At 60.5% G+C, this 13371-nt stretch carries 10 protein-coding genes; 5 read left to right on the plus strand and 5 right to left on the minus strand.

Annotated features, from left to right (window positions below; translation table 11 throughout):
* Window positions 1-141: 141 nt before the first annotated feature.
* The 5 genes from AR456_RS14795 to AR456_RS14815 are packed head-to-tail and all read left to right on the plus strand — an operon-like array spanning window position 142 to window position 5368.
* Complete coding sequence (locus AR456_RS14795; RefSeq protein WP_021818577.1) at window positions 142-1578, plus strand: DHA2 family efflux MFS transporter permease subunit; 1437 nt, start codon at window positions 142-144, stop codon at window positions 1576-1578.
* On the plus strand, window positions 1575-2711 hold the full coding sequence (locus AR456_RS14800; protein WP_021818576.1) for an ABC transporter substrate-binding protein: 1137 nt from the start codon (window positions 1575-1577) through the stop codon (window positions 2709-2711). The genes AR456_RS14795 and AR456_RS14800 overlap by 4 nt, the downstream gene beginning before the upstream one ends.
* Window positions 2704-3717, plus strand: coding sequence for a FecCD family ABC transporter permease (locus AR456_RS14805; RefSeq protein WP_021818575.1), 1014 nt, complete (start codon window positions 2704-2706; stop codon window positions 3715-3717). The genes AR456_RS14800 and AR456_RS14805 overlap by 8 nt, the downstream gene beginning before the upstream one ends.
* Entirely contained in the window at window positions 3714-4745 is a 1032-nt protein-coding gene (locus tag AR456_RS14810; protein ID WP_021818574.1) for a FecCD family ABC transporter permease, read from the plus strand. Before AR456_RS14805 ends, AR456_RS14810 begins: the two co-directional genes overlap by 4 nt.
* Complete coding sequence (locus tag AR456_RS14815) at window positions 4745-5368, plus strand: RraA family protein (protein ID WP_021818573.1); 624 nt, start codon at window positions 4745-4747, stop codon at window positions 5366-5368. Before AR456_RS14810 ends, AR456_RS14815 begins: the two co-directional genes overlap by 1 nt.
* A gap of 143 nt (window positions 5369-5511) precedes the next feature.
* Here the strand turns inward: AR456_RS14815 and AR456_RS14820 are convergent, their stop codons facing one another.
* From AR456_RS14820 to AR456_RS14840, 5 genes are read right to left on the minus strand one after another with little or no spacing between them, the layout of a single operon-like run.
* Window positions 5512-7593, minus strand: a complete 2082-nt coding sequence (locus tag AR456_RS14820) for an IucA/IucC family protein (RefSeq protein WP_021818572.1) — start codon at window positions 7591-7593, stop codon at window positions 5512-5514.
* On the minus strand, window positions 7590-8399 hold the full coding sequence (locus tag AR456_RS14825) for an HpcH/HpaI aldolase family protein (RefSeq protein WP_021818571.1): 810 nt from the start codon (window positions 8397-8399) through the stop codon (window positions 7590-7592). The genes AR456_RS14820 and AR456_RS14825 overlap by 4 nt, the downstream gene beginning before the upstream one ends.
* Window positions 8393-10324, minus strand: a complete 1932-nt coding sequence (locus AR456_RS14830; RefSeq protein WP_021818570.1) for an IucA/IucC family protein — start codon at window positions 10322-10324, stop codon at window positions 8393-8395. The genes AR456_RS14825 and AR456_RS14830 overlap by 7 nt, the downstream gene beginning before the upstream one ends.
* A 55-nt stretch (window positions 10325-10379) precedes the next feature.
* Window positions 10380-11747, minus strand: a complete 1368-nt coding sequence (locus AR456_RS14835) for a type III PLP-dependent enzyme (RefSeq protein WP_021818569.1) — start codon at window positions 11745-11747, stop codon at window positions 10380-10382.
* Complete coding sequence (locus AR456_RS14840) at window positions 11740-13122, minus strand: IucA/IucC family protein (protein WP_021818568.1); 1383 nt, start codon at window positions 13120-13122, stop codon at window positions 11740-11742. Before AR456_RS14840 ends, AR456_RS14835 begins: the two co-directional genes overlap by 8 nt.
* Window positions 13123-13371: the final 249 nt, after the last annotated feature.

The following is a 13371-nucleotide window of genomic DNA, read 5'->3' on the forward strand; positions in this document are numbered from 1 at the left end:
TGCACTTGCGACTTCACTCAATTGATAATGCTTTGCATTATCTTTTGCTCTATGCGATGCTTTCGCGCCTGATTGATCTTCCACGGGTGTCGATCTGCCGCTCGTATCGCCCTTTCATTTGTCCGAGTTTCTGCAACGCTCATGCCGATAGAATCGCAGCACGGCAGTAAGGTCCTGATCAGCGTTCTGCTGGGTACCTTCACCGTGAGCCTCAACAACAGTGCCTTGAATCTGGCCATCGCTGAACTGATGAATGTCTTCGATGCCAGTGCCATTCAGGTCAGTTGGGTGGTGACGCTGTTTCTGATCAGCATGGGCATGACCATGCCGCTGACCGGCTATCTCGCCGACCGCTTCAGTCGTCGGCGCATCTATCTACTCGGCCTGTGGCTGTTTCTCTCTGGCTCGTTATTGGGTGCCATGGCTCAGCAACTCACTGGAGTGCTGCTCGCCAGAGGCATTCAGGGCATTGCCGCGGGGCTGATGATTCCGCTGTCGCTATCGCTGATCTTCGCCAGCTATCCCTCCGAGCAACGCGGCAGGATCAGCGGCATCTGGGGTTTTGCGGTGATGATTGCGCCAGCCATCGGCCCCAGTGTCGGCGGGCTGCTGCTCGAAGTCAGCCATTGGCGCATGCTGTTCGTGATGAACCTGCCCTTCGCGCTCGCCGCACTGATCTGTGGTCACCTCTACCTCCAGCCCGGCGGCGCCAATCGTCAGCGGCACTTCGATCTACCGGGCTTTGTGCTGGTCACATTGGGGATGGGAGCGGTGCTGTTCAGCCTCGGCACCACCTCGTCGTTGGACGACCTGCGCAGTCTCGATCATGCCGTTCCGCTGCTGCTGGGAATCGGACTATTGATTGCCTTTGTCAGTGTCGAGCGCCGCGTCGAGCAGCCGCTGCTTGATCTGTCGTTGTTCGCCGTTTCCGGCTATCGCACCAGTGTGATCATCGCCTGTGTGCAGGCTGTGGTGACCTTTGGCTGCATTCTGCTGATACCGCTGTGGATGCAGCATGCACTCGGCTTCAGCGCCTTGACCACCGGGATGATCTTCCTGCCCACCGCGATTGCCGCGGCCTGCTGTTCTCCACTGGCAGGCAGCATGATCGATCGTAAACCGCCACGCTGGGTGGTAGCCGCTGGCCTGGTGGTCACAGCGGGCAGCCTGTTCGGCATGGGCCTGCAGAGCCAGTTGGCACCGCTGTGGGTGGTGGCCATCCTGATGGGCTTGCGCGGTATCGGTCAGGGATTCGCCTATCTGCCATCGACCACGGTGGGCCTCAATGCCCTGCCGGATGGCAGCATCGCCCAGGGCTCGGCGATGAATAATATTGCGCGGCGGCTGGTGTCGTCGCTGGGCGTGGTCGCGTTGTCACTGTTCTACGATTTTCGGGTCAGCCAGGCACTCGCAGGCGGCGCTTCCATGCCACAGGCCAGCTCACTGGCATCCAGTGAGGCGTTCATCGCGCTGGCGCTGCTGACCTGCTGCATGATTCCATTGGCATTGACGCTGCGCCGTGAGTCTCCAAAGGAGGCCGCCGCGCCATCAACTGCTCCCTGCCGGACCCGTTCATGATCCAGATACCGCGACTGGCGTGTCGCCCGCTGTTGCTCACCTTACTGGCGCTCATCTTGCTGGTACTCATCTTGCCGGCATCAGGCCAGACCAGCACCGCCACCCCAACCAGTGATCGATCCAGTACCAGCGACCAGCGCACCATTACCAACGCTTTTGGCGAGACTGCGATTGATGGCACGCCACAGCGTATCGTCACGCTCTATCAGGGAGCCACCGATACCGCTGTGGCGCTGGGTATCACCCCGGTTGGTGTGGTGGATTCATGGCTCGAGAAGCCCATGTATCGTTACCTGCGCGACGCGCTGCAGGACGTTAATCATGTTGGTCTCGAGACCCAGCCCAACCTGGAGCAGATCGCCTGGCTCAAACCGGATCTGATCATCGCCACTCACTTTCGCCATGAGCGGGTTCGTCCGCTGTTGGAACGCATCGCGCCAACCGTGGCCCAGCGCCAGGTGTTCGACTTCAAGGACACGCTGTTGATGATGGGCGAGGCGACCGGTCGGGAGGAACGCGCCCATCAACTGCTGACCGACTGGCAGGCACGCATCGCCGACTTCCGCAGCAGGATCGCCGACCAACTAGGCGATGATTGGCCACAGAAAGCCGCCGTGGTGCGCTTCAAGAGTGACCACGTGCGCATCTACAGCACCGGTTTCGCGGGCTCGATTCTCGATGAGATTGGCTTTACGCAACCGGAATCGATCCAGGATGAAGGCTGGGGCATGAAGCTCTCCAGCGAGGAGAACATCCCGGTGCTGAATGCCGATGTGCTGTTCCTGCTGCTCGACCCGAATGATCCAGCGATCATGGAGAACTATCGCCACTGGTCATCGCATCCATTGTGGCAACAGCTCGATGCAGTGCAGGCCGGTCGCGTCTACGAGGTCAACGCCGTCAACTGGATCATGGGTGGCGGTATCCTCGCCGCCAACAATATGCTCGACGATCTCTATGCTCACTACCATTTACAAGAACCTGATCTTCACGGGTCCGGTCTTCAAGAACCCGATATTCAAGAGCAGGGTCTTAAAGAACAGGGTCTCCAGCAGACTGGCCTTGAAGTGAGTGCCCGGCAGATGCCGCTACGCGGTGCGGCAGAAGGTGGAGAAGTGGAAAGCAATGACTAACGGACTAAACCACCGCTCATGGAAGATCCTCGGGCTACTGCTGGGCGCGCTGCTGACGCTGAGTGCTTTCATTGCCAGCGTGGCACTGGGCACCACGCCAATACCGTTTTCGACGCTTGGCACAGCGCTGTGGCATTACGACCCGACGTCGGTTGATCACATCATCCTGCTCTCCGAGCGTCTGCCGCGTGCGGTGGTGGCCAGCCTGGTGGGCGCCAGCCTCGCCATTGCCGGGGCGCTGATGCAGACCATGACCCGCAACCCGCTGGCCTCGCCCGGCATTCTGGGCATCAACGCCGGGGCGATGTTTCTGGTCGTGGTCTCGGTGTCGATCCTGCATCTGCGCTCCCCCGCCGAGTATGTGTGGGCGGCGCTCGCCGGTGCCTGCCTGGCGGCGTTGCTGGTGTTCCTGCTCAGCCGTGGGCGCCATGGTGAGCTGTCGCCGTTGCGCGTGGTGTTGGCGGGTGTCGCGGTAACCGCGCTGTTCGTGTCCTTCAGTCAGGGGCTGTTGATTGCCGACCAACAGGGCTTCGAGAGCGTACTCTACTGGCTGGCCGGTTCGGTGGCGGGCCGTGATCTCGCCTCCCTCGAGCCGTTACTGCCACTGTTTGCCATTGCGCTGGTGCTGTGTGCTTGCCTGGTGCGCCACGCCAATGCACTGATGCTCGGCGATGAGATGGTGACCGGGCTCGGTATCAATGTCGGCACCATCAAGTTACTGCTCGGCGCGGTGGTCATCCTGCTCGCCGGCAGCTCGGTGGCCATCGCCGGTATGATCGGCTTCGTCGGCCTGATCGTGCCGCATATGGCCCGCGGCATCTTCGGGCTCGACCATCGCTGGATGCTGCCCGGCTGCGCCCTGCTCGGCGCCAGTCTGCTGCTGCTTGCTGATCTGACGGGGCGCTTCCTGATGCCGCCCCAGGAAGTCCCGGTAGGCATCATGACGGCGCTACTCGGCACGCCGCTGTTCATCCACCTCGCTCGACGGGGGGCCAGCGGATCATGAGTCAGTCTCTCGCCCTATCCGACCATCACCAACAGACCTCGGATCGCCGCCGAGTCATCGGCATTACCCTGGCTCTGTCGCTGGTACTGCTGGCCAGTGTCCTTGTCTCGTTGTGTCTGGGCAGTTATCCAACTTCACTCTCGACGGTGCTGAAGGCATTGGCGCAGCCCTCGCAGAGCGATATCGCCTTTATCGTCTGGGAGCTGCGTCTGCCACGCATCCTGTTGGCGGTGTTGGTCGGCGCGGCGCTCGCTGTCGCCGGAGCCATCCTCCAGGGCATTGTGCGCAACCCTCTGGCCTCACCGGATGTGATCGGTATCACCAGCGGCGCATCGCTGCTGGCGGTACTATTCCTCGCGCTGTTGAGCGGCACGCTGAGTATCGTCTGGCTGCCTGCTGCCGCTATGCTCGGTGCCGCGGCGGCGATGCTGCTGGTGTTCTCGCTGGCATGGAAGAAGGGGGTCACGCCGGGGCGCATGGTGCTGGTCGGTATCGGCCTTTCCGCCGCCATGGGTGCGGTGACTACGCTGCTGATCGTCATCAGCGACGATGCCGCGGCGATGCATGCCTATGTGTGGCTGACCGGCAGTATCTATGCCGCCCAGTGGCGCGATGTGCTAGGCATGCTGCCGTGGCTGCTGCTGTGCATTCCGCTGGCTCTGAGTCATGCCCGGCACATGGATGCGTTGCGTCTCGGTGATCTGGTCGCGATAGGGCTGGGGGTCAATGTCGCCCGCAGTCGCCTGGTTTTGATCGGCTGTAGCGTAGCGTTGGCCGGTGCGGCGGTGGCCTACGCCGGTGGGCTGAGTTTTGTCGGTCTGATTGCGCCGCATATCGCCAGTCGTCTGGTTGGGCGTAGCTTTGCGCGTCTGGTGCCGGTTGCCGCCCTCACCGGAGCACTGATTCTGTTGTATGCGGATCTACTGGGCCGCGTCGCCTTCCTGCCGCGCGACTTGCCAGCAGGCATCTTTGTCTCCGGCATCGGTGCGCCCTTCTTCGTCTACCTGCTCTACAGGACCCGTGACTGATGTTTCATATCCAGCCGCGCGCCACCACCTTCAGTGCGGAAGATCTGGCGCGCTTCGCCGAGATCGATACCTCTACTCTCGGCCACTTCAGCGATTTCGGCGCGATCAGCTCGCTGACGCCAGTGCGCCGCCCGGTACGCATGCTCGGCACAGCGCTGACGGTACGTATCCCGCATATCGACGGCAGCATCATTCGCGAGGCGCTGAAGATGGCCTGTCCCGGCGATGTGCTGGTGATCGATATGTCCGGTGACGAGCGCCGTGCCTGCTGGGGGGAGCTGCGTGCCTACGCGGCGCTGCGCAAGCAACTGGCAGGCGTGGTGACATCAGGGTCGATCACCGACTGGAAGCACCTCTCCCAGCTCGACCTGCCGGTATTCAGCCGCGGCACCAGCCCACTGACCACTCGTGCGCTACAGCTGGAAGGCGAGATCAACACACCAGTCGCCATCGATGGCGTCACCATCAACCCCGGCGACCTTATCCTCGGCGACGACGATGGGCTATTCGTCATTCCGCCCCACCGAGCCACTGAACTGGCGGACAAGGCGCTGGAGAAACAGCAGCAGGAAGACAGCCGCCGTCAGGAGCTGATGGCGGAGTTTCCGCAATGGTTTAAATAACGGTGGTTTAGGCGGGAAGCGCTCACCGCTGCATTAGTCGTCCCAAGACAACGGCAACCATCCAGCCTGAAACAGCAGAACCCCGCATTTTCAGCGGGGTTCTGCTGGCCATCTGCAAGCCCTCAGCGAGGGCCGCCTTCACATCAGGCCGTTGCGGTATCCACGGCATCCGCCGTCGCTTGTGGCGTAACACTCGGAGTGGCCATCGGCGTAGTCGCCGCTACACGCTGGAACGGGTTGGTGGTACGCCCGGTACCGAACGGCATGCTGCCGGGGCCGCCGGCACGCTCGATGATCGGTGCGATCAGCAGCTTGTAAGGCCAGTCCTCGGCTTCCAACAGCTGACTGCGCAGTAGCTGACGATCCTCGGCAGAGAATGGAATCTGCTCGATCTGGCTATCGATCACCTGGGCCATGGTCGCCCACAATGTCGTCACAGGGATCGCATAGTGGCCAGCCACGGTGTCGATGATCGCGCGTAGATTGACCTGAATCGCCAGCGTCTGCATCCAGAACAGCAACGCTTCGGGGTCGTCGTGATACAGGGTATTGGAGTGCCCTGGCTTGATGCAGTAACAAGGATCTTGCATACCATGCTCCTCAAGACGCGGCACGGTGATACGCAGCGAATCGTGATCGCGCAGCAGCAGGCCATCGCACTGGCCATCCTTCCACACCAGCACGGCATTCTGGCCATGGACTTCGGCCAGCATACCGAGCCGGAACATGCGCAGATTGAGCTCGAAGAAACACTGACAGAGTTCTGCGAACAGGCCGGTGACCGTCTCGAAGGAAGCTTCCAGGCCACGGTGCGCCAACCAGTCATCGAAGAAATGATGACCGCCCTCAGGCAGCGGTGTGCCCAGCGCCGCCATGGGAATCAGGCGGTAGGTCGAATCCGTCAGCAGTTGCTCGGGATAACTACGCACCATCGCCGACAGGTGGCGTGGTGCCTCATCAAATAACGTCGCCTCCTGCGGCATGAACGCCCACCACTTGCCTTCATCACACAGATACAGCGACTCCGCCAGGCGCTCATCCTTCTCCCGCGCCTGATGCAGCAGACTCGCACTGAGGTCGCCGTTGAGCATCTTCACTGCCGGCAGGTAACGCGAGGCCCCCAGTGAGTGGATCGCCATCGGCAGCTTGAGGAAGTGTGCCGAGCTGTCCATCGGAGCCATCGAACGCAGCGATGACGTTGCCAGCCATGGCGATGACTCAACCTCCAGTGTCACACACTGCCCGGCCTTGAATGCCTCGTCCAACCACTTCGGCAGTGCATGCTGATGCTGCCAGGGGTGCACGGGAATGGCGATATGACTATCCGCCAGCCCCTGCTGCTCCAGCGCGGCTTTCAGGGCACCTTGCGTCGTTGCATCGGCCATCCAGGCCGCGGGGCCCATATCGCTATCATCGACCCCTGCTCCCGTGGTCATCTGCCCACGGGGAATCGCCACCCAACGCAACGCGATCGGTTGGGCGAATTCGGCCATGTAGGCGTGATACTCGTCATTGCTCAGGCCCTGCTTGGCCTTGGCGGTGGGGTGATAGGGGCGATCCAGCAGCGAGGCCCACTGCTCCATGATGGTGAAGAATTCCGCCGATGAGCGTTCCAGCAACCTACGCGTATCGACACGATGATCCACCGACAGCGCGGTCTGCTCTTCACTGACCCTCAGTGCCTCGAGAAATACTTGTTCTCCCAAGCCCAGTTCTCCTGCTTCCAGCGTCTCCTCACTGGGGACGTTCTGGCCCTTGAAGATCTCCAGCATCAACTGCCTGGGCGCCAGCGCGCACCATGACGGCTCACCGCTGCTCTGCTGGTGGAATACCTGACTGCCGGGCACCTTCTCCCAGGCCTGAGTAATCCCCGGCTGCATCAACATGACCAGCGCGTGCCCTTCATCATGCTGCCAGCGCCACAAGCGGCTCTGCGGCTGCTCGGTCAGTAGCCAGCGCTCAGACAAATCCCTGGGCAAGCTGCCGAGCAGCGACTGCGCCTGCTCAAGCGCCAGCCACTCTCCATCGGTGCCATCGAAGAAGCCTTCCACCCACAGACCATCGACCAACGCCTGCAACAACTGATTCTCGGCATACTGCTGCGCGCTGCGTGTCTGCATGGATTCTGCTGCGTCTATCGTGGTGCTGGTCATATTGGTGGTGCTTGTCATATCAGTGGCTGTATTCATCTGCTCTGCATTCGTCGGTTCAGTTATTGAGTTCATGACTCATTGGCTCCTGAAGCTGTTCTGGCGCTGGCAAGGGCGCTGCTCAATGCACGGAAGGCGATGCCACGCTCGTCGCCAAGCATGAAGGTATGTACCCCCCTGGCACGCCAATCAGCCTGGGCTTGAGACTGGGTCTGAGATTCGCGAAGGAAGGCGCAGTAGGCGACACTATGACGCTGGGCGCAGTCGGCGACGTACTGCAGGGACTCGATAACCTCAGGATGTCCGGTCTGCCAGCTGACACCGAGCGACTGGGACAGATCCGCCGCTCCCTCGAGGATCAGGTCAAGCCCCGGAACAGCAGCAATGGCCTCGATATTGTCGACGCCTGCGCGACTCTCGATCATCGCTACCACCATGATCTGCTGATTGGCGCGAGCCACGTAATCCTTCAGCGGATACTTGCCAAAGGAGCCGGGCCGTCCGGCATTGAGACTACGATTGCCCTCCGGTGCATAGCGGCAGGCGGCCACTGCTCGTTCCAGCGTCTCGGCATCCTCGACATTGGGCAGCACGATGCCCTGGGCACCGGCATCGAGCAGTCTCAATATGGCTTTGGGATCGCTGTCGGCGACACGTACCAGTGGCGTAAGATCGTAGCTTTCCGCAGTACGAATCATGTGCTCGATGGTCTCGGGGTTGATCAGCACATGCTCGGTGTCGATCACCACGAAATCGAAGCCGGCCTCAGCGATCAACTCGATGGAAGCGGCGGCCGGTATCGACGCCATTACGCCGTAGCTGAGGATAGGAACCTCACCGTTCTCGGCCAGCGCTTGCTTGAGCTTATTGGCTCTCAGCATATGGCCTCCGCGGACTCGCTGGTCGCCTGTTTGGTGCGATCGGCAGCAGGCTTGAACGGTGCCAGCGGATTGGGCACCACGCGTGCCTGCAACTCGGCATCACCGAACAAGCGGCGCTTGGTCAGGGCTTCCACGTCATAGGTTGGCGCAAATACATCGAACAGCTCGAAGCGCTCATGATGCTGAGGATGCGACTGCTGATAGGCGACAACGACATCGGCAGTCATCGCCCAGAAATCGCCCTCCTCCAGCGCGAAATAGCGACGCAGGAAGATTGCCATCTCGGCGAGAGCGATAAAGAAGAACGCATCACAAGAGAAATCGCGCACCGCATTGACATCGTCGGTGATGATGAAGGAGTTGCGGTTGAGTGCTGCGTGGCTGGCCGGTAACGGCTCCAACTCAGGAGCCAACTCGGGGCGCGCCAGATGTTGCGGGCTGTAGCGTACGCCATCATGGAAGTCCTTGATGGCGATGCGCAATGGCCAGCCGTCGCGGTGGATCACCACGATATTCTGCCCATGTGACTCCATGCCCAACCCTTCGGCATACAGCATATGAATGATCGGCAGCACACTGACCTGCACCAACTGACGTGTCCAGGCCTTGAGCCCATAGCGCTCGATCCAGGGCTGGATGAAGGGGCTCAGCGAGCCGTCAGCATGGCGCTGCTGCTGGCTCAATCCGTTCAGTGGCACCGCCTGCTCTCCGGCACGCAGGTAACCGCTGACGTTCTCACGCCAGATCGCGCCGAGCGTGCCGTAGACACCGGCATAGCGCGAGGTATCGAAGGCTCGCTCATCCAGCGCCGCTCCAGCAATTTCGCCGAGAATAGCGAAACCCAGCCCGCGGGCGGTGTCATCGGTGGCGACAAGTTGCTGCAGCCACTGGGTAATGATCGGACCATTGGTGATGGTATGTCGGGCCAGAATCCGTGTGCTGGAGGTGTTGGTGATGCTCAGCGACAACTTGACGTAGGGCCGCTGCCGCTCGCGTGGTGCCAGGGTACGAATCGACTGTTGAGCGGTATAGATTGCCTCGCCCTGCCCCAGGCAGTAGATCTCTTCACTAGCCAGCTCTGGATACAGAGTACTCACAGTAATGTGGGACCACTGCCAGGGATGGACCGGAATCAGCACCACCTCATCGCGAGTCAGCTGGCGGCGATCCAGCCAGGTCGTGAGCCGTGCCAGCACTTCGGGACCGGCTTCTGCATCAACAAACTCCCGAGTGGCAATGCGGTCGACACTGGAGCAATGTGCCAACTGCTTCGGCACTGCCAACCACAACAGGCGAATCGGCAGCGCGAACTCCGGGCCATAGCGACGGTTGTCCTGCAGAGAAAAACCCAGCCGCGACTTGTAGCAGGGATGGTAGCTGTGGGCATCGGTGAAGTAGTGCTCAAGCGCATCGGCATCCAGTTGCTGCGGATTCTCGGTGCCCTGCAACTGCCAGGCGGCGGACTGCACGTCCTTGACCAGCGTCTGCTCCAGCTCATTGATGAAGCCGGGCTGCATGGCGTCGCTGCCGAGCTGTGCTTTCAGATCAATGACCAGACGCTGGAAGCTCGGTGCCTGCTCCGCGCCATCAGGTGTGACGATGCATATCGACGCATAGTCGAGGCGGATCAGCTCGAAGCTGTCGCATAGCCAACCGTCGATCTGATAGAGACTGTCAGCAATCTCGATCAGGAAGCGGCGATTGCCGTCACTCCCCTGGCCTTGTGGATCGTTACGGGGAAATATCGACGACTCACTGTAGCTGAGCACCTGCTCGTAGAGCAGTGTCTGCAGCAACTGGCCGATGACGCGCTGCTCGACACGGGCATGGTGGCGCCACTGCGCACTAGCGGTAAATGGAACTTCAATACTTGTCTCACGCGGATCGGCAGGATCACGCGCTGGCTGCATGTTCTCGAAAGACATGAATCACCTCGATAACTGGTGTGTGTCTGCTGCTGACACCCTGGATCGTTCAGGATCAGGCTGTAGTCGCAGATTCGCCGATACTGGTTGCGCGCTGGGTATCGCTCGGTTCGTTCCGTTCATCCGGCTCGCTCACCGCCTTCCGCTCCTGGGAACCAGCCTCCGGGGAACCAGTTTCCGGAGAACAAGCCCCCTGAATAAAATGCTGCTCCGGGCGTGGATGACACAGAAAATCGGCGTGGGAAATGTTGTAGCCATAGGCTCCCGCCAGCGGCAGCACCAACAGGTCACCGACCGCCACATCCCACAACTGCTGGTCACGGCTGAGCACATCCTTGGGCGTGCATAGCTGACCAACGATCGTCCAGCTTTCTGGCTCACCGGCATTGCCAGCTGTCTCATCGACAGCCTGCGGCAGATGAATCAGCGGATGATCATGGGACTGCGCGGCCGGCAGTCGGAACTGGTGGGTGCCACCACGGCAGACCAGGAAGCCCTCGCCATGGCTGAACTTGCGATCCAGCACTTCGATCACGTAATAGCCACAGAAGGCAGAGATGAAGCGCCCGATCTCGAAGCGCAACCGGGGCGGGTTATGCATCGCGCGCAGTTGTCCATCCAGCCAACTGCACAACGCCGACCAATCGAATTGCTGTCGGCAGCTGTAATCAACGCCAATACCGCCGCCAACGTTAAGCTGCACCAGAGCGTCGGGTTCGCGAGCCAAGGCACGCCACTCTGGCCAGCGCGACAGGTAGTAGCCGATCAACTGCTGATGACGGGCAACCTCCTTCTGATGCGACATGGCGTGGATATGAAAGCCCACCAGCTGCAGGTGGCTGGCGTTGTCCACGGCCTCGACTGCCTCGGCCAGGTCGGTCTCGTCGATACCGAAGGGTGTCGGCGCCCCGGCCATCTGCAGTCGGCTGGACAACGTATCGGGCAATGAGGGATTGATACGCAGCAATACCGCCTGTTGCCGCCCCCTGTCGCGGGCGATCTCCTGCAACCGCGCAATCTCGCCGAGGCTTTCGATATGGAAAGCCTCAATGCCGTTGTCGATGGCCTGACGCATATCCGAATCCAGCTTGCCGGGGCCGGACAACACCCAGGGGCGTGGATGCGAGCAACCACAGGCACGCGCGATCTCGCCGCCGGAAGACAGCTCGAAGCCGTCAACGATCGGTGCCAGCGTCTCGAGGATTGGCGCTTCGCTGTTGGCCTTGATCGCGTAGTACAGCTCGACACCTTCCGGCAGCCCGTGCTTGAGCCTGCGCGCATGATCCGACAATGCACTCAAGTCATAGAAGAACGCCGCCATCGGGTCGGACAACTGCTGACGCTGCACTTCGATCGCATCAAGCAGGCGGCTCGGTAGCGTATCGGCACTCATCGGCGTATCGATCACGGATGACTCAGGCATGTGCCACCTCCCGACACCAGGGATTGGGCAATTGCACGTACTGGGCCCTGCGATCGGCCTCAGCGAGCAGGCGCAGTTTGAAATTGGTCTTGCAGGGAATCGGCTGTCCATCGAGCAGTTGATCAAGCTCGGGGGTAGCAATGTCCAGCCGCTCACGAACCGCCAGTAGTTCCTCGCGCACCAATTCCCAGAGGCCATCGGCGAGCTCCGGTCGCTGCCAGCTGAGCGCCAGAATCGCTTCCGAGAGATGGTTGATGAACAGGCAATAGGCGATGCGGTTCCAGCCTTGCTCACGACTGTAGGTCAACGACTGCCGGACCCGTGGATGCAGATTGCTCTCTCCAGCCAGCCAGTCGATGCCCTTGTCCTCGGTGAGTTTGACGCCTTCGAAGTCACGCAACAGGACATGATGCGGCTGGCCTTGATCATGAATCAGCACACAGTTCTGAAGGTGCGGCTCCATGACGATGCCATGACGGAAGAACAACGCCAGTACCGGCTGCATCAACACCGCCAGGTAGTCTCGGAACCAGCTGAGGATATGTAGTCCACTGGGGAGCTTGTTCCCTTCGCCATCTCCTGCAAGGAAGGCCATCGCCAGCGGTACCAGCCGCGTATCACGGGCAAATAATGTGGCTGTCATCAGGCAACGAGAGGCGCCTTGCTCGCGGCAGAAGTTCTCGCGCAGGATGATGCCTGTCTGTTCGCGGAACCAGCTGCGCGTCTCCTCGTCCTCGCCCTCTGGAGACCAGTACAGCGTGGCCGGTTCACGAGCGACACATAAGCGCGCCAATGCCGGATCCTCGCGCTGCACCAGGTGATGCATGATGCGATCCACCACCAGAGTACTCTCCAGCTCATACCAGGCGTTCTTGCGCACACAGTTGGTGATGCGCACGTTGAGCGAGCCCTTGATGAAATAGCCATGGTCCTCGATATACCAGGTACGCATCGATGCCGTGGGCCTCGCCACCAGCCCCGTCGCGCCAAGGTCACGAATCACGCCATCCTGCAGCAGCGAGGCAGTACGCGGGTCGCGGCGGAACAGCTCGGCCTGTACCGGATGCATACTGATCACGGCTCGATCGTCGCCAGAACTGCAACTCTGGCTCGCTACCTCGGCCAGCGCCTGAGACTCCGTGATGCGGTTGGTCTCGACACACAGCCCATCACGCGGCACCTCGAACTGATGCAAGGCCGTCTCGCCACCGAACTCGGGCGCCTGACGATGAGCATTCGCCAGATTTGGCCATTGTCTGGCCTTGGGTGTGGGATGGTTGGGATGACCGAACAACAAGCCCTGCTCGCTGCGGGCATAGTCATCAAGGGGCCGGTATTTCTGATGGTTATCAGCATGCTGCAGAATATCGTGCATTACTTGCTGACTTTGAATGATTTGCCCGACAAGTTCTGTATTAAGCGAGTTACCCGGCAAAGGACAGGTTTCCAATAGCGTGGCCACCAGAGCCTCAAACTCCGGAACTCTCCACTCATCATCAAAAAATGACTTTATATATAACTCAGAGCAATAATACTGACTACCAATAGTTGACTTACGGTCAACCAGAACAAATAGTGAAAGTTTTTCTGACCAATGGATATGTAACGGAAAATTAACATGTAA

It is taken from the genome of Halomonas huangheensis (genome assembly GCF_001431725.1).
GTDB lineage: Bacteria > Pseudomonadota > Gammaproteobacteria > Pseudomonadales > Halomonadaceae > Halomonas > Halomonas huangheensis.